The sequence below is a fragment of the Escherichia fergusonii ATCC 35469 genome, assembly GCF_000026225.1.
GTDB lineage: Bacteria > Pseudomonadota > Gammaproteobacteria > Enterobacterales > Enterobacteriaceae > Escherichia > Escherichia fergusonii.
The window spans coordinates 4,560,362-4,582,434 of the sequence record NC_011740.1 but is presented as its reverse complement, the minus strand read 5'-3'; the positions used below and the strand labels follow the sequence as shown (position 1 = coordinate 4,582,434).

22 protein-coding genes are annotated in these 22,073 nt (G+C 52.9%); 8 read left to right on the top strand and 14 right to left on the bottom strand.

The window, feature by feature from the left end; all coding sequences use genetic code 11:
- Positions 1 to 206 precede the first annotated feature (206 nt).
- Positions 207 to 1,076 (top strand): MDR efflux pump AcrAB transcriptional activator RobA, encoded by an 870-nt coding sequence (gene robA, locus EFER_RS22420; protein ID WP_000371663.1) that lies wholly within the window; start codon positions 207 to 209, stop codon positions 1,074 to 1,076.
- Here robA and gpmB read toward each other — a convergent pair.
- Positions 1,073 to 1,720 (bottom strand): 2,3-diphosphoglycerate-dependent phosphoglycerate mutase GpmB, encoded by a 648-nt coding sequence (gene gpmB, locus EFER_RS22415; protein ID WP_000942353.1) that lies wholly within the window; start codon positions 1,718 to 1,720, stop codon positions 1,073 to 1,075. The two genes, robA and gpmB, sit on opposite strands and share 4 nt — an antisense overlap.
- 51 nt (positions 1,721 to 1,771) lie before the next feature.
- On the opposite strand from gpmB, the gene yjjX reads away from it, so the two are divergent.
- Positions 1,772 to 2,287, top strand: coding sequence for an inosine/xanthosine triphosphatase (yjjX, locus tag EFER_RS22410; RefSeq protein WP_024256584.1), 516 nt, complete (start codon positions 1,772 to 1,774; stop codon positions 2,285 to 2,287).
- Here yjjX and trpR read toward each other — a convergent pair.
- Positions 2,281 to 2,607 carry a trp operon repressor gene (gene trpR, locus EFER_RS22405; protein WP_000068678.1) on the bottom strand — a complete coding sequence of 109 codons (327 nt, stop codon included), beginning with the start codon at positions 2,605 to 2,607 and terminating at the stop codon, positions 2,281 to 2,283. The genes yjjX and trpR overlap by 7 nt on opposite strands.
- Positions 2,608 to 2,696: 89 nt before the next feature.
- The gene (gene sltY, locus EFER_RS22400; protein ID WP_000409424.1) at positions 2,697 to 4,634 is read right to left on the bottom strand and encodes a murein transglycosylase; all 1,938 of its coding nucleotides are present in this window, start codon (positions 4,632 to 4,634) and stop codon (positions 2,697 to 2,699) included.
- Between the two features lie 210 nt (positions 4,635 to 4,844).
- Here sltY and ettA point away from each other — a divergent pair, with 210 nt between their 5' ends.
- Positions 4,845 to 6,512 carry an energy-dependent translational throttle protein EttA gene (gene ettA / locus EFER_RS22395; RefSeq protein ID WP_000046749.1) on the top strand — a complete coding sequence of 556 codons (1,668 nt, stop codon included), beginning with the start codon at positions 4,845 to 4,847 and terminating at the stop codon, positions 6,510 to 6,512.
- 55 nt (positions 6,513 to 6,567) lie between these two features.
- Here ettA and nadS read toward each other — a convergent pair whose 3' ends face one another.
- The 5 genes from nadS to serB form a co-directional block, all read right to left on the bottom strand.
- A complete protein-coding gene (gene nadS / locus EFER_RS22390) occupies positions 6,568 to 6,852 on the bottom strand; it encodes a NadS family protein (RefSeq protein WP_000007436.1) in 285 nt (94 codons plus the stop codon).
- 1 nt (position 6,853) lies between these two features.
- Positions 6,854 to 7,186, bottom strand: a complete 333-nt coding sequence (locus EFER_RS22385; protein ID WP_000513551.1) for a type II toxin-antitoxin system RelE/ParE family toxin — start codon at positions 7,184 to 7,186, stop codon at positions 6,854 to 6,856.
- A gap of 91 nt (positions 7,187 to 7,277) precedes the next feature.
- Positions 7,278 to 8,510: a multifunctional transcriptional regulator/nicotinamide-nucleotide adenylyltransferase/ribosylnicotinamide kinase NadR gene (gene nadR / locus EFER_RS22380; protein ID WP_000093833.1), complete on the bottom strand. Its 1,233-nt coding sequence runs from the start codon at positions 8,508 to 8,510 to the stop codon at positions 7,278 to 7,280.
- A gap of 20 nt (positions 8,511 to 8,530) precedes the next feature.
- Positions 8,531 to 9,913: a DNA repair protein RadA gene (gene radA, locus EFER_RS22375; protein WP_001029698.1), complete on the bottom strand. Its 1,383-nt coding sequence runs from the start codon at positions 9,911 to 9,913 to the stop codon at positions 8,531 to 8,533.
- A 48-nt stretch (positions 9,914 to 9,961) separates the two neighbouring features.
- Positions 9,962 to 10,930, bottom strand: coding sequence for a phosphoserine phosphatase (serB, locus tag EFER_RS22370; RefSeq protein WP_001132947.1), 969 nt, complete (start codon positions 10,928 to 10,930; stop codon positions 9,962 to 9,964).
- Positions 10,931 to 11,035: 105 nt separating this feature from the next.
- Here serB and EFER_RS24385 point away from each other — a divergent pair, with 105 nt between their 5' ends.
- Genes EFER_RS24385 through EFER_RS22355 form a run of 3 tightly spaced genes read left to right on the top strand, consistent with a single transcriptional unit; the run spans position 11,036 to position 13,019 of the window.
- Positions 11,036 to 11,680 (top strand): YtjB family periplasmic protein, encoded by a 645-nt coding sequence (locus tag EFER_RS24385; RefSeq protein WP_000124606.1) that lies wholly within the window; start codon positions 11,036 to 11,038, stop codon positions 11,678 to 11,680.
- Between the two features lie 27 nt (positions 11,681 to 11,707).
- A complete protein-coding gene (lplA, locus tag EFER_RS24380; protein ID WP_000105850.1) occupies positions 11,708 to 12,724 on the top strand; it encodes a lipoate--protein ligase LplA in 1,017 nt (338 codons plus the stop codon).
- Positions 12,725 to 12,755: 31 nt separating this feature from the next.
- Positions 12,756 to 13,019: a helix-turn-helix domain-containing protein gene (locus tag EFER_RS22355; protein WP_000566247.1), complete on the top strand. Its 264-nt coding sequence runs from the start codon at positions 12,756 to 12,758 to the stop codon at positions 13,017 to 13,019.
- Between the two features lie 160 nt (positions 13,020 to 13,179).
- On the opposite strand, the gene deoD is transcribed toward EFER_RS22355, so the two are convergent.
- The 4 genes from deoD to deoC all read right to left on the bottom strand — a co-directional run bounded on the left by deoD (position 13,180) and on the right by deoC (position 17,410).
- Complete coding sequence (gene deoD, locus EFER_RS22350; RefSeq protein ID WP_000224877.1) at positions 13,180 to 13,899, bottom strand: purine-nucleoside phosphorylase; 720 nt, start codon at positions 13,897 to 13,899, stop codon at positions 13,180 to 13,182.
- A gap of 56 nt (positions 13,900 to 13,955) precedes the next feature.
- A complete protein-coding gene (gene deoB / locus EFER_RS22345; protein WP_000816471.1) occupies positions 13,956 to 15,179 on the bottom strand; it encodes a phosphopentomutase in 1,224 nt (407 codons plus the stop codon).
- Between the two features lie 51 nt (positions 15,180 to 15,230).
- Complete coding sequence (gene deoA / locus EFER_RS22340; RefSeq protein WP_000477829.1) at positions 15,231 to 16,553, bottom strand: thymidine phosphorylase; 1,323 nt, start codon at positions 16,551 to 16,553, stop codon at positions 15,231 to 15,233.
- Between the two features lie 77 nt (positions 16,554 to 16,630).
- Entirely contained in the window at positions 16,631 to 17,410 is a 780-nt protein-coding gene (gene deoC, locus EFER_RS22335) for a deoxyribose-phosphate aldolase (protein WP_001295412.1), read from the bottom strand.
- Positions 17,411 to 17,667: 257 nt separating this feature from the next.
- Between deoC and EFER_RS22325 the strand changes: the two genes are divergently transcribed.
- Together EFER_RS22325 and EFER_RS22320 are read left to right on the top strand one after the other, a co-directional pair.
- Entirely contained in the window at positions 17,668 to 19,218 is a 1,551-nt protein-coding gene (locus tag EFER_RS22325) for a YjjI family glycine radical enzyme (protein WP_001143213.1), read from the top strand.
- A complete protein-coding gene (locus EFER_RS22320; RefSeq protein WP_001088432.1) occupies positions 19,190 to 20,053 on the top strand; it encodes a YjjW family glycine radical enzyme activase in 864 nt (287 codons plus the stop codon). Before EFER_RS22325 ends, EFER_RS22320 begins: the two co-directional genes overlap by 29 nt.
- 129 nt (positions 20,054 to 20,182) lie before the next feature.
- Here EFER_RS22320 and EFER_RS22315 read toward each other — a convergent pair whose 3' ends face one another.
- Together EFER_RS22315 and EFER_RS22310 are read right to left on the bottom strand one after the other, a co-directional pair.
- Positions 20,183 to 20,965: a metal-dependent hydrolase gene (locus EFER_RS22315; protein ID WP_000563098.1), complete on the bottom strand. Its 783-nt coding sequence runs from the start codon at positions 20,963 to 20,965 to the stop codon at positions 20,183 to 20,185.
- Positions 20,962 to 22,035: a patatin-like phospholipase family protein gene (locus EFER_RS22310; protein ID WP_002431697.1), complete on the bottom strand. Its 1,074-nt coding sequence runs from the start codon at positions 22,033 to 22,035 to the stop codon at positions 20,962 to 20,964. Before EFER_RS22310 ends, EFER_RS22315 begins: the two co-directional genes overlap by 4 nt.
- Positions 22,036 to 22,073: the final 38 nt, after the last annotated feature.

Here is a 22,073-nt window from a genome sequence, read left to right as displayed (position 1 = left end):
TTACCATCTCTAAAAATCTGAATGAATAAATTCACGCCATTTTAAAAGAAATTTTTTATAGATCACATAATTACCAGAATTATCTTGTGATGAATCAGCAAGAGCATTTAAAAGCAAAAAAAACACTGAATGCTAAAATAGCAAAAAATGCTATTATCCATTTACCTGATGTCAGGTACTCGTTGTTTAAAGGATGAGGATATTTTATGGATCAGGCCGGCATTATTCGCGACCTCTTAATTTGGCTGGAAGGTCACCTGGATCAACCGTTGTCACTCGATAATGTGGCGGCGAAAGCAGGTTATTCCAAGTGGCATCTGCAAAGAATGTTTAAGGATGTCACGGGCCATGCGATTGGCGCGTATATCCGTGCCCGTCGTTTATCGAAATCTGCTGTTGCGCTTCGCCTGACTGCACGTCCGATTCTGGACATCGCACTGCAATACCGTTTCGACTCTCAACAAACTTTTACCCGCGCATTCAAGAAGCAGTTTGCCCAGACTCCTGCGCTGTATCGTCGTTCTCCAGAATGGAGTGCGTTTGGTATTCGCCCACCGCTGCGTTTAGGTGAATTCACCATGCCAGAGCACAAATTTGTGACGCTGGATGACACGCCACTGATCGGCGTCACGCAAAGTTACTCCTGCTCGCTGGAAGAAATCTCCGATTTCCGCCACGAAATGCGCTATCAGTTCTGGCACGATTTCCTGGGTAATGCTCCGGCGATTCCGCCAGTGCTTTACGGTCTGAACGAAACGCGTCCAAGCCAGGAGAGAGATGACGAACAGGAAGTGTTTTACACCACTGCTTTGCCTCAGGATCAAGCAAACGGCTATGTGCAGGCGGGGTATCCGGTACTGTTGCAGGGCGGCGAATATGTAATGTTTACCTACGAAGGTCTGGGAACAGGCGTACAGGAATTTATCCTGACGGTTTACGGCACTTGTATGCCTACACTGAATCTCACGCGCCGTAAAGGTCAGGATATTGAGCGATACTACCCGGCAGAAGATGCCAAAGCGGGGGATCGCCCGATGAATCTACGCTGCGAATTGCTGATTCCTGTCCGTCGTTAACGCTGTAACTCATCTAACGCAGGGGCATCCAGATGTGAGACGTCCCCTGCGGTTTCTACTACCCAACCTGACGCCAGCCACTGGCTTTCCTGATAGTCCACGCGCGAAATAGAACAGTTACGCAGACGTAAGCGACGCTCTGCCCATGCAGGTAAACCCAGAATGGTACTCACCAGACATCCCAACGCGATACCATGACTCACCAGTAAAGGTCGGCTTCCCTGCGGCAGCTCCAGGCAAGACGCCAGTGCGGAATGCATACGCTCACTTAATTCCAGCATTGATTCCCCTTGTGGGATCCGGCCATCCTTGGTGCCATTGACCAGCTGGCGACGCCAGTTTTCTTCTTCTTCGGTGAGTGAATCGATATTTCTTGTTTCCAGTACACCCATATTTAATTCACGCAGACGAGGATCAAGGAGAATATCGCAGCCGCAGGCCTGGGCGATGATTTCCGCCGTGCGGCGGGTGCGCCCTAAATCGCTACTGATGATATGCGTAATGCCAAGCTCTTTGGCACGGGTCGCCACCTGCATCGCCTGTTGCTCACCTTTGGCAGTCAGCGGGCTGTCAGACTGGCCCTGAATACGTCGCTCGGCGTTCCACTGCGTTTCACCGTGGCGGACTAGGTATACCTGTAACATGCTTTTTTTCCGTATACTGCTGTAACGTTAATTTTCTGAGTAATGCTGATTATGCACCAAGTTGTCTGTGCGACCACCAATCCCGCTAAAATTCAGGCCATTCTGCAGGCATTTCACGAGATCTTCGGCGAAGGATCCTGCCATATTGCATCCGTTGCCGTCGAGAGCGGTGTACCGGAACAGCCCTTTGGCAGTGAGGAAACGCGCGCTGGCGCACGAAATCGGGTGGCAAATGCTCGCTGTTTACATCCAGAGGCTGATTTTTGGGTGGCGATTGAAGCGGGGATTGATGGCGACAGCACCTTCAGTTGGGTGGTGATTGAAAACGCCAGCCAGCGTGGCGAAGCGCGTTCGGCAACTTTGCCGTTGCCTGAGGTGATTCTGGAGAAAGTGCGTGAAGGCGAGGCGCTCGGCCCCGTGATGTCGCGTTATACCGGCATTGATGAAATTGGCCGTAAAGAAGGTGCAATCGGCGTATTTACCGCCGGGAAGCTCACTCGCGCCAGCGTCTATCACCAGGCGGTGATCCTGGCGCTGAGTCCGTTTCATAATTCCGTGTATCAGTGATCTTTCAGCAACACCTCTTCCAGCCACTGGCGCAGCTCGACAGGCGCGGCTTTCAGACTGTTAGATCCACGCGTAATCGTCGCGATGCCAGCGCCGAGTTCATTTTTCAACTCACGCTGGCTCATTTCGCCGCGCAACAGCTCTTCGACAATACGCACGCGAGTCCCCAACGCTTCGCGCTCATCTGGCGTCAGCATCAGGTTTAACAACGGTAAATGGAGATCGTTTTGGTAGGCATTCTTAAGCAGGTCGACAAAACGTAACCACTCCTGGTGACGCTGTTCTGCCATCGCTGCTGAATAGGGTGATTGTTGGGCCATAATATGTCGCCATTGTTAGCGGGGGAAGCAAAATGCCTCCCCCGGTTGTACTCGCTAAAGAGTACGATAGCATATCATAAACGTGCGGATCAGTAACGACGTCCCCATTCCGTGGCGCTCATCAACGTTGGTTTATCCCCCATGAAATAGCGGTAGTAAGCGTCATAAGCCAGCACGTTCTTCACATAACCGCGCGTCTCAGAGAACGGAATACTCTCGACAAATGCCACTGCGTCGATTCGACCAGCGCTGTTGCCAAGCCAGGTGCGCACTCGTCCAGGTCCGGCGTTATAAGCTGCTGAGGCGAAAATACGGTTATTGCCAAACTGCTGATAAACATATTGCAGGTAACTGGTGCCGATGTTGATGTTCGTTTCCGGATCCAGCAATTGCCCAGGGCTGCTGTAGCCAGGAATAGAGAACATCTTCACCGTATGGGTCGCCGTACCAGGCATAATCTGCATCAGCCCGCTGGCCCCTACCGGTGACTTCACTTTCGGATTCCAGGCGCTCTCCTGACGGGCAATCGCCATCGCATAGCTTTGCGGGATCTCCTTACCGCTGGTGTAACGTTTGAAAAAATCGTTGTAGGCCAGCGGGAATCGTTCTTCCAGATGATCCCACAACTTCCCGGCGATCGTCGCCTGAACGCTGAGATCCCACCATTGGTTGTTGAAAGCATACCGTGCCAGCTGTGCCTGCTCTGTTTTTGACTTGCTCTTCACCAGATTGGCCCACTCGCTACGCGCGGTGTTATCGAGATTCCAGTACATCAACTCGCGCACGCGCGCCATCTCCGGCCCCTGAGTCAGGGTGCTGTCAACATTCTGCGGCGCTTTATCAATCTTCAGCTCATACTCTTCGCCGATGCGCTGTGCAGCAACCATTGGGTAGAAACCACGCTGTTGCATGAGTTGATGCAGAATCTCTTTCGCTTCAGCTTCACGTCCGCGTTCCAGCAATAAATCGGCCTGCCAGTAACGCCATTCATCTTTCTCTTTCGCTTCCATCGGCAAACGCGCCAGCCAGGTATTCAGTCCACGCCGATCGCCAGTGCCAAGCGCCATCCGTACTCGGCGTTCAATCAACGAGGTGGATTGCGAGCGCATAATGGCGTCATCGCGCCATTTCGCCTGCTCGTCGGTGACATCGTTGCCCATCAAACGCCAGGCGACGATATCGCGCAGTTCCTGAATCTGATCTTCATTAAGCTGCTGTGCCTGGGCAAGCGACGGGATCATCAGCCGTGCATTTTCAGCATCCTGCCGCGCCACGCTGGCAAACGCCACCGCCGCCATTTGACGGGTAAAATCGGTCGCGCCGGTTGTACGTGCGAAGGTCAGTACTGTATTAGGGTTGTTCGCCAGTGAAATGATTGCCGAGGCGATAGTCTGGTAATCGGCAGGCATCTGCCCTGCCAGTACTGTCACCAGGCCTGTGTTACCCGCTTTCATCGCCAGACGGATACGCTCTAAATACGCCAGCGGATCTTGTTTACCTGACGCACGCCAGACGCTAAATAACTTGTCACAGGCGTTAGGCTGGCTCTTGCCGGTTAGCCACAACTCTTTCGCCCCTTGCCAGGCTTCTTCACTCTGCCCGGTGTTCCATTTCGCATAGTAGTAATTACATTGCGCTTCGGTAGTTCCTGGCTTTTCCGGGCTAAAGGCTAACAAACCACGCCAGTCTTCACGCCGCGCCAGTTCATTGACGAAACGAGATTGTAGCGTGCGAGCGGGAGGAAGCGTGGGGTTAGCGCGAACAAAGTTAGTGACAGTGACCGCCGGTTGATTCATCAGATCATCGGTGATCTGGCGGTATTCCAGATAGGGATAAAGTGGATAATCCTTCAGTCCAGGCATCATTTGTTCGACCACATCCATTTGTCGATTATCCCAGGCCTGCTTAATTTGCGCGTAACGGCTACGCTGCTCATCCAGTGAGTCGGCTCGCGCCACGCTGCTGGCCGTCAGCAGACAGACACCGACAGCCAACAGCCGCCAGGTAACGTGTTTGGCTTTTTCCACAAGCGCATCCTCTAAGTGTCAATACATCAATACAGCGTCATGCCGCGTAATAGATTTATGCTAACCAGTCATTGCCGTTTACGCCACGTTACGGACACTTTTTTACTTTTACTGCGAGGGTGATCGACCGGCTGGGATTAGATAAGGAAACAGGCTACACTTCGCCTTTGAAAACTCATCATCACGATAAACATAGAGGCGAAGTCCAACGTGGCTCAATTCGTTTATACCATGCATCGTGTCGGCAAAGTTGTTCCGCCGAAACGTCATATTTTGAAAAACATCTCTCTGAGTTTCTTCCCTGGGGCAAAAATTGGTGTCCTGGGTCTGAACGGCGCGGGTAAGTCTACCCTGCTGCGCATTATGGCGGGCATTGATAAAGACATCGAAGGTGAAGCGCGTCCGCAGCCAGACATCAAGATTGGTTACCTGCCACAGGAACCTCAGCTGAACCCGGAACACACCGTGCGTGAATCCATTGAAGAAGCGGTTTCTGAAGTGGTTAACGCTCTGAAACGTCTGGATGAAGTCTATGCGCTGTACGCCGATCCGGATGCCGATTTTGACAAGCTGGCCGCTGAACAAGGCCGTCTGGAAGAGATCATTCAGGCTCATGACGGTCATAACCTGAACGTTCAGCTGGAGCGTGCGGCTGATGCGCTGCGTCTGCCGGACTGGGACGCGAAAATCGCTAACCTTTCCGGTGGTGAGCGTCGTCGCGTGGCGTTGTGCCGCCTGCTGCTGGAAAAACCAGACATGCTGCTGCTCGACGAACCGACCAACCACCTGGATGCCGAATCCGTAGCATGGCTGGAACGCTTCCTGCACGACTTCGAGGGCACCGTGGTGGCAATTACCCACGACCGTTACTTCCTCGATAACGTTGCAGGCTGGATCCTCGAACTTGACCGCGGTGAAGGTATTCCGTGGGAAGGTAACTACTCCTCCTGGCTGGAGCAGAAAGATCAGCGTCTGGCGCAGGAAGCTTCACAAGAAGCAGCGCGTCGTAAGTCGATCGAGAAAGAGCTGGAGTGGGTACGTCAGGGAACTAAAGGCCGTCAGTCGAAAGGTAAAGCACGTCTGGCGCGCTTTGAAGAGCTGAACAGCACCGAATATCAGAAACGTAACGAAACCAACGAACTGTTTATTCCACCTGGACCGCGTCTGGGCGATAAAGTGTTGGAAGTCAGCAACCTGCGTAAATCTTACGGCGATCGTCTGCTGATTGATGATCTGAGCTTCTCGATCCCTAAAGGGGCGATCGTCGGGATCATCGGTCCGAACGGCGCGGGTAAATCAACCCTGTTCCGTATGATCTCTGGTCAGGAACAGCCAGACAGCGGCACCATCACTTTAGGTGAAACGGTGAAACTGGCATCTGTCGATCAGTTCCGTGACTCAATGGATAACAGCAAAACCGTTTGGGAAGAAGTTTCCGGCGGGCTGGATATCATGAAGATCGGTAACACCGAGATGCCAAGCCGCGCCTACGTTGGCCGCTTTAACTTTAAAGGGGTTGATCAGGGTAAACGCGTTGGCGAACTCTCCGGTGGTGAGCGTGGTCGTCTGCATCTGGCGAAGCTGCTGCAGGTTGGCGGCAACATGCTGCTGCTCGACGAACCAACCAACGACCTGGATATCGAAACCCTGCGCGCACTGGAAAACGCCCTGCTGGAGTTCCCGGGCTGCGCGATGGTTATCTCGCACGACCGTTGGTTCCTCGACCGTATCGCCACGCACATCCTGGACTACCAGGATGAAGGTAAAGTTGAGTTCTTTGAAGGTAACTTTACCGAGTACGAAGAGTACAAGAAACGCACGCTGGGCGCAGACGCGCTGGAGCCGAAGCGTATCAAGTACAAGCGTATTGCGAAGTAATGCGTAAAATGCCGGATGCGGCGCGCCAGCATCGCATCCGGTAATAGTTAAATGATTAATGGGAGGCAAGTTCCCGGAAAAAGGCAGGATTTTCTTTAATTGTGGCAAGTACTTTTGCAGCCAATCCCGTAGGATTTCTTCGCTTCGATTCCCAGCTTTTAATGGTATCCACACTGGTTCCCAGAGCTTTTGCCATCTCACTTTGCGAAACGTTGAGTTGCTCACGAATAGCTTTAACATCCGCAATTTCGTAGCGGGTCACCCGTGCAGGTTCTTTTAAACCTTGTTTAATCTCGACAGCCTCTTCCAGAGAGGTTTTCAACTCATCAAAAAAACTCATTTTATACCTCACCTTTGAGCAGTTTCGTCAACTTCTTTAGTTGAGCTTTTTCCGTATCTGTCAGACTGTCTTTGGCATTCTTCGGATAGGCCATAATCAAATAAATAATCTCTTCCGTCGCCAGAAAGTAAATTATTCTGACACTGCCACTTTTTCCCTGTGAACCCGCAGCCATTCGGACTTTACGCAATCCACCAGTCTGCTGAATGAGATCACCTTTATCGGGAGTTCCGATGAGTTCTTTTTGCAATTCCTTTAATTCATCATCGGTTGCAATCTGCTTGATCTGACGCGTAAACATTGGCGTCTCTATAAATATTATCGCCTTGCCCATTACCCCTCCCTGGCAGGTACATTGTACACCAAAATGGAGTACTAAGTACACTTTTGAATCAGTAATATCACTCAACATCTTATAAAGATGATTATCCCTGCTCCCCCATCATCTCCCGCACCAGCTCCACACAGCGCAGGAAACGGCTGTCGTAATCGTCTTCTTCAACCCGCACAAATTCGATATTGTTCTCTTCCAGCATCTCCACCAGCAAGTTCTGGAACTCTTTGCGATCCACCGAACTGCCGAGACTGCGTAAACCATCCGCCACCCACGGCGTGTTGTTCTCCAGCAGAATCACCAGATCAAAACGGTATTCATCGATCAGCGCCTGTACGAACGGATGCTCGCGCCCTTCGTACTTTTTGCAGAACGCCTGAGTTGTCACAAAATCGGTGTCGATAAACGCCACTTTATTGGCATATTTTACTGCAAAATCAATATATTGAGCGTGTCCAAGCGCGATTTTATCGTAGTCGGAATACTGCAATGCAATCTCATCGCCGCCAAGATGCGAAAAGACATAATCGCGACCATATTCCCATGCACTGGTAGTGTTGAAGATATTAGCAAGTTTGTTTACCAGGGTGGATTTACCGCTCGATTCGCCGCCAAGGATCGCCACGGTGCGCACAAAGAACGGCTTCACTTCGGTAGGAATATATTCCCAGTAGCGGAACGGATTTTCGCGGATCTGCGCACCACTGATACTCATAAAAGTACGTTTCGGATCGACCAACACCGTTTCGATCCCCAGATGTTCCATATACTGCGGCGCGTCGGCTTCTTCCGAGGTGTAGATCAGATCCGGCTGGATCCCTTTTTCAGCCATAAACTTTTTGATGCCGTTGCTCCACACATCCCAGCCATGCGGATACGGCTCCATGCCCTCTTCGTTGAAGGCATGAATGCGAATATTTTTCTGATATTTAAAAGTTTGCAATAACCAGCGCAGACGATCCGGCACCGTGGGCTGCTGCGACATGGCGCTATCTTCGAACAACGCGCGGTCGCGGGTATCGTCAAAGCCCATAATGATATGCAGCTCGTCAACCTGACTACAGGCACGCTGGATAAGGTAGATATGTCCGGTATGCAGCGGGTAAAACTTACCGAATACAACACCAATAGTTTTCTTCTGCCGGGGAAATTCAAGTCCCAAATAACGGTGCAACGCCTCCAGCTTTTGCGCGCTGGGGCTTTTAATTTTGGCATTCAGTAACTGGCTTAAATACCCTTTGGTCATACCGCTGGCATCAGCCACCTGCTGTAGCGTACAGCCCTGTTGCTTGATGGCAGTTTTCAGATAATCAAATGACGACATATCTCCCTCCGTATCTCTCATTATAAGTCGTCGAACACGCTAAGCGCGTCGGAGAGTTTTTTAACGCCAAAAATCTGCATCCCTTCCGGCGCTTTTTTCGGCACGTTGGCTGCCGGAACAATCGCCCGCCGAAAACCATGTTTCGCCGCTTCAGAAATCCGCTCCTGGCCGCTGGGCACCGGGCGGATCTCCCCTGCCAGCCCGACTTCACCAAACACCACCAGATCCTGCGGTAGCGGTCTGTCGCGCAGGCTGGAAACCATCGCCAGTAGTAACGCTAAATCGGCACTGGTTTCCGTCACCTTCACGCCGCCGACCACGTTCACAAATACATCCTGATCGGCCATTTGCAACCCACCGTGACGGTGCAGCACCGCCAGCAGGATTGCCAGACGGTTTTGCTCCAGCCCCACTGCCACGCGGCGCGGATTCGCCATCATCGAGTGATCGACCAGCGCCTGGATCTCCACCAGCAGCGGACGCGTTCCTTCCCACACCACCATCACTGAGCTGCCGGAGGTCACTTCATCGCCGCGACTTAAGAAAATTGCCGAAGGGTTACTGACTTCACGCAGCCCCTGCTCGGTCATCGCAAATACGCCCAGTTCATTTACCGCGCCGAAGCGGTTTTTATGGCTGCGCAGGGTGCGGAAACGGGAGTCGGCATCGCCGTCCAGAAGCACCGAGCAGTCGATACAGTGTTCCAGCACTTTAGGGCCTGCCAGCGAACCATCTTTGGTTACGTGCCCCACCATGACAATCGCCACGCCACGCGTTTTGGCGAAGCGCGTCAGATAAGCCGCCGTTTCACGCACCTGCGCCACGCTGCCAGGTGATGATTGTACATCCGCCATATGCATCACCTGGATGGAGTCAATTACCATCAGCTTCGGTTGCTCTTCTTCGGCAATCAGGCAGATCTGTTCGATGCTGGTTTCCGACAACATATTGAGATTGTCAGTCGGCAGGCCGAGGCGATGAGCGCGCATTGCCACCTGTTGCAGCGACTCTTCGCCGGTGACATACAGCGTTTTCATCTGCTGGGCCAGTTTGCACAGCGTTTGCAGTAGCAGCGTGGATTTCCCTGCGCCTGGATTACCGCCAATCAGAATGGCGCTTCCCGGCACCACCCCACCGCCTAATACGCGGTCGAACTCTTTAAATCCGGTTGAAAAACGCGGCAACTCCTCAAGGCTGATATCGGAGAGTTTCTGGACTTTTGCCACCCCGGCGCTACCGGCATAGCCACTGAGACGCTCGTTACGCGCCACCGTCGGCGACGCAGCAAGACGCACCTCGGTGATGGTGTTCCAGGCATGGCAGGCGCTGCACTGCCCCTGCCAGCGCGGATAATCGGCCCCGCATTCATTACAAACAAAGGCGCGTTTTGGAGCTTTTGCCACGGTGTACCTCGTTAATGCTGTGCCGCCCGCAGGATGACGGGCGGACAATTACTTCTGATTCAGGCTGCCAGAGAGGATGCAGAATACCCCCATCAGGTCAGCGTGACGGATGGTGACTTCCGTCTTTTCATTCACTTTTGGCTTGGCATGGTAGGCAATCCCCAGCCCTGCCGCTTTGATCATCGGCAGGTCATTGGCTCCATCACCAATCGCCACGGTCTGCGCCAGCGGGATTTCATACTCCTGCGCGAGGCGAGTCAGAGTTTTCGCTTTGTACTGCGCGTCAACGATGTCGCCGATCACATTGCCGGTAAATTTACCGTCCATGATCTCCAGTTCATTGGCTACCACGGCTGTCAGGCGCAGCTTGTCGCGCAGGTATTCAGCAAAGAAAGTAAAGCCGCCGGAGGCAATCGCCACTTTCCAGCCCAGCGTTTCCAGCTTGAGTACCAGCTGCGTTAAACCTGGCATCAGCGGCAGATTTTCCCGCACCTGTTGCAGAATATTGGCGTCAGCGCCTTTCAGCGTTGCCACTCGACTGCGCAAGCTGGCAGCAAAATCGAGTTCGCCGCGCATCGCCCGCTCGGTTACTTCCGCCACCATCTCGCCGGTTCCGGCCAGTTTGGCAATTTCGTCAATACATTCAATCTGAATGGCGGTGGAATCCATGTCCATCACCAGCAGACCTGGCGTGCGCAGATGCGGAATTTTCCCCAGCGGCGCGACATCCAGTTGTGCTTCATGGGCCAGGCGCGTAGCCCGGGCGGTAAGCGAACCTGCCAGACGAATCACCTGATAATCTTCCACGCACCAGGCGGCAACAATCACCATCGCTGCGCCCAGTTTGCTCTGGTACTGAGTCAGACGTTGTTTATCCAGCCCACGACCATACAGCAGCCAGCCGCTACGACCTGCGTGGTAATCCAGTGGCATCACTTCATCACCACTTAATGAAAGAGGCAGACCAGGCCATAAAGAGACATCTTCAGGCAGGTCGCACCAGGTAATGTTAGGCATTAAGGCTCCTGTAAAATCGTTCGAAGCAGGGAAAATAACGCATGAGGCTACCTTGTATCCATTGCTTCTGGCAACATTAAGTCTCAAATTTTCAAAGGGTGGAAGATGGCTCGCACAAAACTGAAATTCCGGCTGCATCGGGCAGTGATTGTCCTGTTCTGTCTTGCCTTGTTAGTGGCGCTGATGCAGGGGGCATCATGGTTTAGTCAAAACCACCAGCGACAGCGTAATCCACAGCTGGAAGAACTGGCCCGCACCCTGGCGCGGCAGGTAACGCTGAACGTTGCGCCGCTGATGCGCACCGACTCGCCGGATGAAAAACGCATTCAGGCGATCCTCGATCAGTTAACGGATGAAAGCCGCATCCTCGACGCGGGCGTGTATGACGATCAAGGCGATCTTATCGCCCGTTCTGGCGAAAGCGTCGAAGTGCGTGACCGACTGGCGCTCGACGGTAAAAAAGCGGGCGGCTATTTTAACCAGCAGATTGTCGAGCCAATTGCGGGTAAAAACGGACCGCTCGGCTATCTGCGCCTGACGCTCGACACCCATACGCTCGCCACCGAAGCTCAACAGGTGGATAACACCACTAACATTTTACGCCTGATGTTGTTGCTCTCGCTGGCAATCGGCGTAGTGCTGACCCGCACGCTGCTACAGGGTAAACGCACCCGCTGGCAGCAATCCCCCTTCCTGTTAACCGCCAGCAAACCGGTGCCGGAAGAGGAAGAAAGCGAGAAAAAAGAGTGACCCATTACTACAAGAAAGGAAATCGTTATGTCCACATTACGCCTGCTCATCTCTGACTCTTACGACCCGTGGTTTAACCTGGCGGTAGAGGAGTGTATTTTTCGCCAGATGCCCGCCACGCAGCGCGTTTTGTTTCTCTGGCGCAATGCCGACACGGTAGTGATTGGTCGCGCGCAGAACCCGTGGAAAGAGTGTAATACCCGGCGAATGGAAGAAGATAACGTTCGCCTGGCACGGCGCAGTAGCGGTGGCGGCGCGGTGTTCCACGATCTCGGCAATACCTGTTTTACCTTCATGGCTGGCAAGCCGGAATACGATAAAACGATCTCCACCTCGATTGTGCTCAATGCACTGAACGCGCTCGGTGTCAGCGCCGAAGCGTCCGGACGTAACGATTTGGTGGTGAAAACCGCCGAAGGCGACCGTAAAGTCTCAGGCTCGGCCTATCGCGAAACCAAAGATCGTGGCTTCCATCACGGCACCTTGCTACTCAATGCCGACCTTAGCCGCCTGGCAAACTATCTCAACCCGGATAAAAAGAAACTGGCGGCGAAAGGCATTACGTCGGTACGTTCCCGCGTGACCAATCTGACCGAATTGCTGCCGGGAATTACCCATGAGCAGGTTTGCGAAGCCATAACCGAGGCCTTTTTCGCCCATTATGGCGAGCGTGTAGAAGCGGAAATTATCTCCCCGGACAAAACGCCGGACTTGCCGAACTTCGCCGAAACCTTTGCCCGCCAGAGTAGCTGGGAATGGAATTTCGGACAGGCTCCAGCGTTCTCGCATCTGCTGGATGAACGCTTTACCTGGGGCGGCGTAGAACTGCATTTCGACGTCGAAAAAGGCCATATCACCCGCGCCCAGGTGTTTACCGATAGCCTCAACCCCGCACCTCTGGAAGCTCTCGCCGGACGACTGCAAGGCTGCCTGTACCGCGCGGATATGCTGCAACAAGAGTGTGAAGCTCTGTTGGTCGACTTCCCTGAACAGGAAAAAGAGCTAAGGGAATTATCGGCGTGGATGGCAGGGGCGGTGCGGTAACTCGCTGATTAAAATATCCAGGGAAGGAAATATGATCGATCTGAAGAACCAGGAACGGGAGATTATCAATTTAATGTTCAGCCAGGGTATATCCTGGCTAACCGCCGTGCGTATCAGGCATAAACTATCACTTGCTGAAGTTAGTAAAATGTTGGGTATCTCGATTAATTCTCTAAAACAAATCGAAAAGACGGAACGGCTTAGTTCAAACATCAAAAACAAAATGGCAGGAATTTATGGTTGTCCGCCAGAGTTGCTGATATGCCCTTACTGGATGACGGCTGAACATAAATGAATAGATTCGTGAATAGATACTCGAATGGATTTAATTTTCTATCCATATGAAAAATAATAGTAAATCTATAAATCAGTCGCTATTGATGAATAGATACTAAAAAGCCGGAGCGGTCTCCCGCTCCGGCTTCACACGACAATCGCCTTTCAGCGAAACACAATTACTCTTTATCGCCCAGCAGAACGGATTCCAGTGCGATTTTGATCATGTCGTTGAAGGTAGTCTGACGCTCAGCGGCAGTGGTTTGCTCGTGAGTGCGGATGTGGTCAGACACGGTGCAGATGGTCAGGGCTTTCGCGCCAAACTCTGCAGCCACGCCGTAGATACCAGCCGCTTCCATTTCCACGCCGAGGATGCCGTATTTTTCCATCACGTCGAACATTTCGCCGTCCGGAGAGTAGAACAGGTCAGCGGAGAACAGGTTACCAACGCGAGCATCAATGCCCAGTGCTTTAGCTGCATCTACTGCGTTACGCACCATGTCGAAGTCAGCGATAGCTGCAAAGTCATGGTCTTTAAAACGGATGCGGTTAACTTTGGAATCGGTGCAGGCACCCATACCAATCACTACGTCACGCAGTTTTACGTGCGGCAGAACTGCGCCACAGGAACCAACGCGAATGATTTTCTTCACGCCGAAATCGGTGATCAGTTCTTTAGTGTAGATGGAGCAGGACGGGATACCCATACCGTGGCCCATTACAGAAATTTTGCGGCCTTTGTAAGTACCGGTGAAGCCCAGCATACCGCGAACGTTGTTCACTTCACGAGCATCTTCAAGGAAAGTTTCAGCAATATACTTCGCACGCAGCGGGTCGCCTGGCATCAAAACTACGTCAGCGAAATCGCCCATTTCTGCATTAATGTGTGGAGTAGCCATCATTTTATCCTTTTTGTGACATATTAAAGGCGGAGTCACTGCTCCGCCCAAATCCATCAGAACATGGCTTTGCCATATTCCATATCAGAAGTACCAAAATATTTTGCCAGAGTCTGGCCGATATCCGCGAAAGTTTCACGGTGCCCCAGCGAACCCGGTTTTACTTTCGGGCCGTAAACCAGTACCGGAATGTGTTCACGGGTATGGTCAGTACCGGTCCAGGTCGGATCACAACCGTGGTCAGCAGTGAGGATCAGGATGTCGTCATCGCGCAGCAAAGACATCAGCTCTGGCAGACGGCGGTCGAACAGTTCCAGACCCGCAGCATAACCGGCAACGTCGCGACGGTGACCCCAGGAAGAGTCGAAGTCAACGAAGTTGGTGAAGACGATGGTGTTATCACCCGCTTCTTTCATCTCTTTGATGGTGGCGTCAAACAGCGCGTCCAGGCCGGTCGCTTTCACTTTTTTGGTGATGCCGCAGTTAGCGTAGATGTCTGCAATTTTACCGACAGAAACCACCTGGCCGTGTTTTTCATCAACCAGTTTCTGCAGCACGGTCGGTGCTGGCGGTTCAACAGCCAGGTCATGACGGTTACCGGTACGCTGGAAGTTACCGGCTTTGTCGCCGATAAACGGACGAGCGATAACACGACCGATGTTGTAGCCGCCGTTGGTCAGCTCTTCACGGGCGATTTCGCACAGTTCGTAGAGTTTATCCAGGCCAAAGGTTTCTTCGTGGCAAGCAATCTGGAACACTGAGTCAGCGGAGGTATAGAAAATCGGCTTGCCGGTTTTCATGTGCTCTTCGCCCAGCTGATCCAGAATGACCGTACCGGAAGAGTGGCAGTTACCGAGGTAACCCGGCAGATTAGCGCGCTCGACCAGTTTATCCAGTAGCTCTTGCGGGAAGCTGTTTTCGTGATCGGAGAAGTATCCCCACTCAAACAGAACCGGGACACCGGCGATTTCCCAGTGACCAGACGGGGTGTCTTTACCGGATGACATTTCGTGCGCCCATGCGTACGCGCCGATAACTTCAGCGTTGCCGTCCATTCCCGCCGGAATGAAACCGGTAGAACCTTCGTGTGCTTTCGCCAACCCCAGACGGGTCAGATTTGGCAGATTGAGCGGGCCTTTACGACCATTATCAGCTTCGCCTTTGGCACAAGCTTCTGCGATATGACCCAGGGTGTCAGCCCCGACGTCACCAAAGCGTTCTGCATCTTCTGTAGCGCCGATGCCGAATGAGTCCAGCACCATAATAAATGCACGTTTCATATGTTCTCCGTACTCAGTGCTTCAAATTTAAATGATCAGATCAGTATACCGTTATTCGCTGATACGGCGATAGACAGTTGGTGTGCTTTCCGGTGCTTTATCGGCAAGTTTAATTGCCGCTTTCACCGCTTTCGCCGCTTCCTGCCAGCTGTTTTCGTCTTTCGCGTGGATAACCGCCAGCGGACGCTGACCGTCTACCTGGTCGCCCAGACGCGCCATATCAGTAAAGCCGACGCTGTAATCGATGGTGTCAGATGCCTGACGGCGACCGCCGCCCATTGCAACCACTGCCATTCCCAGCGCGCGGGTATCCATTTCACTGACAAAACCTTCGGTATCAGCATAGACTGCTTTCGTCAGCATCGCTGTCGGCAGATACTTCGCGTAGTTCTCAACGAAGTCGGTCGGGCCTTTTTGTGCCGCTACCATACGACCAAAGACTTCTGCCGCTTTACCGTTGTCCAGTACCGCCTGCAATTTCGCGCGCGCTTCGGCGTCATCTTTCGCCAGTTTGCCGGAGGTAAGCATCTCCACACACAACGCCATCGTGACATCAAACAGACGCGGGTTACGATACTCACCAGTCAGGAACTGCACCGCTTCACGAACTTCAACCGCGTTACCTGCACTGGAGGCCAGCACCTGATTCATATCGGTGAGCAGCGCGGTGGTGCGCACGCCAGCGCCGTTAGCCACGCCAACAATCGCTTCGGCAAGGGCTTCAGAGAGTTCGTAGGTCGGCATAAACGCGCCGCTACCCACTTTCACGTCCATCACCAGCGCGTCCAGACCTTCCGCAAGTTTCTTCGCCAGGATCGAGGCAGTGATCAGCGGGATGGAATCCACGGTTGCGGTAATATCGCGGGTCGCGTAGAAACGTTTATCTGCCGGAGCCAGTGAGCTGGTCTGGCCGATAATCGCCACGCCGACGTCTTTAATAATTTCGCGGAAACGGTTGTCATCCGGGAAAATGTCGAAGCCAGGGATGGATTCCAACTTGTCGAGCGTACCGCCAGTATGGCCGAGGCCGCGACCGGAGATCATCGGAATATAGCCGCCACAGGCAGCGACCATCGGCCCCAACATCAGCGAAGTCACATCGCCGACGCCGCCGGTCGAGTGTTTATCAACAATCGGGCCATTCAGATGCAGGCTTTTCCAGTCGAGAACGGTTCCTGAATCTCGCATCGCCATCGTCAGCGAGACACGCTCCGGCATTGTCATATCGTGGAAGAAAATGGTCATCGCGAGGGCGGCAATCTGCCCTTCGGAGATAGTGTTGTCGCGAATACCGTTGATAAAGAAGCGAATTTCTTCATCGCTCAGCGCATGACCATCACGTTTTTTACGAATAATTTCTTGTGCGAGAAACAAGGTAACCTCCCGTGGAAAAGAGACGAGGTAATCGGGGAACCGGATGAGCATCGCTGCGTCATCCGGCAAATCAAGCCTTAGTAGCTGCTGGCGCTCTTACCGTCGCCGTGGCCCAGCGCTTTCAGCAGGCTTGCCAGCAGGCTGGAAGCACCAAAGCGGTAGTGACGCGCATCAGCCCAGTCAGCACCGAACAGTTCATCTGCGATGGCAAGATATTTCTGCGCATCTTCCGCAGTACGCACGCCGCCCGCCGGTTTGAAACCAACGGTTTTTTCTACGCCCATGTCGCGAATCACTTCCATCATGATGCGCGCGCTTTCCGGCGTCGCATTCACAGCCACTTTACCGGTAGAGGTTTTGATGAAATCAGCACCCGCTTTGATGGATATTTCAGACGCTTTACGGATCAGCGCTTCGTCTTTCAGTTCGCCAGTTTCGATGATCACTTTCAGCAGTACGTTCGCTGCCGCGCAAGCCTCTTTACAGGCTTTCACCAGATCAAAACCAACCTGCTCGTTACCCGCCATCAGTGCACGGTACGGGAACACTACGTCAACTTCATCGGCACCGTAGGCGATTGCCGCACGGGTTTCTGCCAGCGCGATTTCGATGTCGTCGTTACCGTGTGGGAAGTTAGTTACCGTAGCGATACGGATTTCCGGGGTGCCCTGCTCTTTCAGCGTTTTGCGAGCAATCGGGATAAAGCGAGGGTAGATACAGATAGCGGCGGTATTGCCGACCGGAGTTTTGGCCTGATGACACAGAGCGATCACTTTCTCGTCGGTGTCGTCGTCATTCAGGGTGGTCAGGTCCATCAATTTCAGTGCACGCAGGCTGCTTGCTTTCAGATCAGTCATTTCATTCTCCTGGCTTGTCGCCAATAAAATTCACCTTGCGAGTTTGTTAGTATTCTAACATCTACTCCGCAACACACTTCGATATACATCACAATTAAGGAAATCTACTTACAAGTTTGCATCACTGTAATGCGATCTGGTTCAAATAATTCACTTTCAAATGAATGCGTCAGTGGTGGCAAACGCATCAGGATCAAAGTGAACATCACGAAACTTCTTACAATGGCGCATCACCTTCGGCATAAAAGGAACAGAAGATGCCCACTTCTCATGAAAATGCACTGCAACAACGTTGCCAGCAAATTGTCACCAGCCCGGTACTTAGCCCGGAGCAGAAACGCCATTTTCTGGCACTGGAAGCAGAAAACAATCTGCCTTACCCGGCGTTGCCTGCCGAAGCCCGCCGCGCGCTGGATGAAGGTGTAATCTGCGATATGTTTGAAGGTCATGCGCCGTATAAACCGCGCTATGTCTTACCCGATTACGCCCGTTTTTTGGCCAACGGTTCAGAATGGCTGGAGCTGGAAGGCGCAAAAGATCTTGATGACGCACTCTCTCTGCTGACCATTCTTTACCACCACGTTCCTTCGGTCACATCGATGCCGGTCTACCTGGGGCAACTGGATGCGTTGTTGCAACCGTATGTTAGAATTCTAACACAAGACGAGATCGATATTCGAATAAAACGTTTCTGGCGTTATCTCGACAGAACCCTGCCAGACGCCTTTATGCACGCCAATATTGGCCCATCTGATTCACCCATTACCCGTGCGATTTTACGCGCAGACGCAGAGCTGAAGCAGGTTTCACCGAACCTGACTTTTATCTACGATCCTGAAATCACCCCTGATGACCTGCTGCTGGAAGTGGCGAAAAACATCTGTGAATGTAGCAAACCGCACATCGCCAACGGTCCCGTGCATGATAAAATTTTCACAAAAGGGGGCTACGGGATTGTGAGCTGTTACAACTCACTGCCGCTGGCGGGTGGTGGCAGCACGCTGGTACGCCTTAACCTGAAAGCCATTGCCGAGCGCAGCGAATCGCTGGATGACTTCTTTACGCGCACTCTACCGCACTACTGCCAACAGCAGATCGCCATCATCGATGCGCGGTGTGAATTCCTCTATCAACAATCACACTTCTTTGAGAATAGCTTCCTGGTGAAAGAAGGGCTGATTAACCCTGAACGTTTTGTGCCAATGTTTGGCATGTATGGGCTGGCGGAAGCGGTTAACTTGCTGTGTGAAAAAGAAGGAGTTGCCGCGCGTTACGGTAAAGAAGCCGCCGCAAATGAAGTGGGTTATCGCATTAGCGCGCAACTGGCGGAGTTTGTCGCCAATACCCCCGTGAAATATGGCTGGCAAAAACGCGCCATGTTACACGCACAGTCGGGGATAAGTTCCGATATCGGCACCACGCCGGGCGCACGTTTGCCATATGGCGATGAGCCAGATCCGATCACCCATCTGCAAACTGTCGCCCCGCATCATGCTTATTATTATTCCGGCATCAGCGACATTTTGACGCTCGACGAAACCATCAAACGTAATCCGCAGGCGCTGGTACAGCTTTGCCTCGGTGCCTTTAAAGCCGGAATGCGTGAATTTACCGCCAATGTCAGCGGTAGCGATCTGGTTCGCGTTACCGGTTATATGGTGCGTTTGTCGGATTTAGAAAAATATCGTGCCGAAGGTTCACGTACCAATACCACCTGGCTGGGAGAAGAAGCCGCACGCAACACTCGTATTCTGGAACGCCAGCCGCGCGTTATAAGCCATGAACAGCAGATGCGCTTTAGTCAGTAAGATTATCCCCTTCTCCTGCGTTGACGGGCCAGGCAGTCGTCTGGCTCTGTTTTTACAGGGCTGTAATCTGCGCTGCAAAAACTGTCACAATCCGTGGACAATGGGGCGCTGTAATGATTGCGGTGAGTGCGTGCCACAGTGTCCGCATCAGGCGTTGCAGATTGTTAACAGCAAAGTAGTGTGGAATGCAGCCGTCTGCGAGCAGTGTGATACCTGCCTGAAGATGTGTCCACAACACGCTACGCCGATGGCGCAATCCATGAACGTGGACGAGGTGCTTAGTCACGTCCGCAAAGCGGTGCTGTTTATTGAAGGGATAACGGTAAGCGGCGGCGAAGCCACGACCCAGTTACCGTTTGTGGTGGCGCTGTTTACTGCTATCAAAAATGATCCACAACTGTGTCATCTCACCTGTCTGGTGGACAGTAACGGCATGTTGAGCGAAACCGGCTGGGAAAAATTACTCCCGGTGTGCGACGGCGCGATGCTCGACCTCAAAGCGTGGGGAAGCGAATGTCATCAACAGCTAACCGGACGCGATAATCAGCAGATCAAGCGCAGCATTAGTCTGCTTGCCGAGCGCGGCAAACTGGCAGAACTGCGTTTGCTGGTAATCCCAGGCCACGTGGATTATTTGCAGCATATCGATGAGCTGGCGGAGTTTATCAGGCAACTTGGCGATGTTCCGGTACGCCTGAACGCGTTTCATGCTCACGGCGTGTATGGCGAGGCGCAAAGCTGGGCGAGCGCCACGCCGGAAGACGTTGAGCAATTGGCTGATGCGTTACGGGAGCACGGGGTGAGCCGATTAATATTTCCGGCGCTGTATTTGTGACATGGCGGATGCAGCCTACGGTTCGGCACAGACTTGTAGGCATGATAAGACGCGTCAGCGTCGCATCAGGCATTGTGCGCCGACTGCCGGATGCGGTGTGAACGCCTTATCCGGCTTACGAAGGGCAGACTACCCACGAACGTTAAACACCGCATACGTGTTATTAAGCAACACTTCGGCAATCTCATCCGCGGGTTCCGGGCGTAACTCGCACAGCACGGCAAACACACGGGCGGCCTGTTCAGGGCGATTAGGCTGCCCCTGAAAACCATTGAGCGGCATATCCGGTGCGTCGGTTTCCAACAACAACGATGCCAACGGTAATTTTGCGATGACATCGCGGGTTTTACTGGCGCGTGGGTAGGTGATAGTACCGCCTACGCCAATTTTGTAGCCCAGCTGCACAAACCGTTCGGCCTGTTGCAGGCTGCCAGAAAAACCATGAACCACACCAGTGCGTGGCAAATTTTGGCGTTTAAGATGCATCGCCAGTTTGTCGTGCGTGCGCCGTGAATGAAGGATCACCGGCAGATCGTAGCGTTTCGCCAGTTTCAGTTGTTCATCAAGCAACCACTGCTGCCTCTCAAATTGCGGATCGTCACCAAAGAGATCCAGGCCGATCTCCCCCACCGCCACCACCTTCGTCGGACGTCTTCCCAACGCCTGCTGTAACTGATCCAGCGATGCATCGTTATGTTTTTCCAACATCCCCGGATGCAACCCTAAAGCGGCATACAGCGGTTGATAATTTTCCGCTAACGCCTGCACGCGGGCAAAATTTGCCGCCTCGGTGGCCGGAACAATGATCTTGCCTACGCCCGCTTGTGCCGCGCGTTGCAGGCTGGCCTCTTCATCGCCACTAAACGGCGGGAAATCAAAATGGCAGTGGGTGTCGATATAACGGCAAATCAAGCCAAATCCTCATTGTTAAATGTCGGGTCATTCGCCTGCGGAGCGTCGCTCACTTCGGCAACCAGCGTATCGTTGGCGACTGGTGCAGGAGGAATAACAATCGACTCCGGCGTCACCACTGGCACCAGATGGCGGCTCAGCGGCGCTTTTTCAGTCAATAACTTACCGACCGTTGCCAGAAAATAACGCCCGCATAAACGCCCAAGCTTATAGTCTTCACGCAGCGCCGGAATCCGACTGCCGAGCGCGATACTATGTAATGGCTTCGGCGGATAAATTTCGAATATCCGCAGCTTGCCCGGTGGTTTCTCAATAAATTGCTGAATCTCACGATAGCTGGTTTCATGATGCTGCACCAGATTGACCAGCGGCTGCAGGCTACTGTCACCCAACCAGCGTTCCATGCGTTTGAACCACTGCGGCGTATAGTACATTTGTGACGGCACAGTGCGGATGACGACCAACGTTTTTGCTCCCTGCCTTGCCGCCTCTTTAACCGGGATCGCATCACTGATCCCGCCATCCAGGTAATTAATGCCTTCCAGCGACACTCCGCTACGATAAAAGCCAGGTATTGCACTGGAGGCGCGAATCACATCCAGCCAGTTCTGTTTGGTTGGCAAAAAGTAATTCGGCGCATAGTCATCCTGACGACAAGCGCACATATAAAACGATTTGCCGCTGTCAAATAGCCGCGCTGCGGTGTCCATTTGCAACGGCATCTGGCTTGCGGTGGCCTCCACCAGCCAGTCGAGATCGATAAGATTTCCTCCACGGACAAAGCGCAATGGATCGAAAAATTCGCGTTTTGTGGTGTAACGCATGATGACTTTGCGCGCGTAACCGGGCTGATTGCAGATATACGCCGAGAGGTTCTGCGCTCCGGCAGATGTGCCAAGATAAAGATCGAAAGGATTAAACTGCGCGCGCATAAACTCATCCAGCACGCCAGCTGTGAAAATTCCACGCTGTCCGCCGCCTTCGCACACAAGAGCAATCCGTCCAGGCTGGAACGGCCTTAGCGACAACGGCGCAATATTACCAAGCGTTACAGGTATTCGCTGCCCCACCTCTGCCTTCCTGTTTTTGTTGTGAAAGAATGACAAAG

What these genes read in the sequence shown, in the direction of transcription:
- EFER_RS22325 (WP_001143213.1), top strand. Translation starts at nt 17,668, where the DNA reads ATGCCCACTTCTCATGAAAATGCACTGCAACAACGTTGCCAGCAAATT.
- nadR (WP_000093833.1), bottom strand. Translation starts at nt 8,510, where the DNA reads ATGTCGTCATTTGATTATCTGAAAACTGCCATCAAGCAACAGGGCTGT.
- lplA (WP_000105850.1), top strand. Translation starts at nt 11,708, where the DNA reads ATGTCCACATTACGCCTGCTCATCTCTGACTCTTACGACCCGTGGTTT.
- serB (WP_001132947.1), bottom strand. Translation starts at nt 10,930, where the DNA reads ATGCCTAACATTACCTGGTGCGACCTGCCTGAAGATGTCTCTTTATGG.
- EFER_RS22355 (WP_000566247.1), top strand. Translation starts at nt 12,756, where the DNA reads ATGATCGATCTGAAGAACCAGGAACGGGAGATTATCAATTTAATGTTC.
- trpR (WP_000068678.1), bottom strand. Translation starts at nt 2,607, where the DNA reads ATGGCCCAACAATCACCCTATTCAGCAGCGATGGCAGAACAGCGTCAC.
- deoD (WP_000224877.1), bottom strand. Translation starts at nt 13,899, where the DNA reads ATGGCTACTCCACACATTAATGCAGAAATGGGCGATTTCGCTGACGTA.
- EFER_RS24385 (WP_000124606.1), top strand. Translation starts at nt 11,036, where the DNA reads ATGGCTCGCACAAAACTGAAATTCCGGCTGCATCGGGCAGTGATTGTC.
- robA (WP_000371663.1), top strand. Translation starts at nt 207, where the DNA reads ATGGATCAGGCCGGCATTATTCGCGACCTCTTAATTTGGCTGGAAGGT.
- yjjX (WP_024256584.1), top strand. Translation starts at nt 1,772, where the DNA reads ATGCACCAAGTTGTCTGTGCGACCACCAATCCCGCTAAAATTCAGGCC.
- deoB (WP_000816471.1), bottom strand. Translation starts at nt 15,179, where the DNA reads ATGAAACGTGCATTTATTATGGTGCTGGACTCATTCGGCATCGGCGCT.
- deoC (WP_001295412.1), bottom strand. Translation starts at nt 17,410, where the DNA reads ATGACTGATCTGAAAGCAAGCAGCCTGCGTGCACTGAAATTGATGGAC.
- gpmB (WP_000942353.1), bottom strand. Translation starts at nt 1,720, where the DNA reads ATGTTACAGGTATACCTAGTCCGCCACGGTGAAACGCAGTGGAACGCC.
- EFER_RS22385 (WP_000513551.1), bottom strand. Translation starts at nt 7,186, where the DNA reads ATGGGCAAGGCGATAATATTTATAGAGACGCCAATGTTTACGCGTCAG.
- EFER_RS22320 (WP_001088432.1), top strand. Translation starts at nt 19,190, where the DNA reads ATGAACAGCAGATGCGCTTTAGTCAGTAAGATTATCCCCTTCTCCTGC.
- nadS (WP_000007436.1), bottom strand. Translation starts at nt 6,852, where the DNA reads ATGAGTTTTTTTGATGAGTTGAAAACCTCTCTGGAAGAGGCTGTCGAG.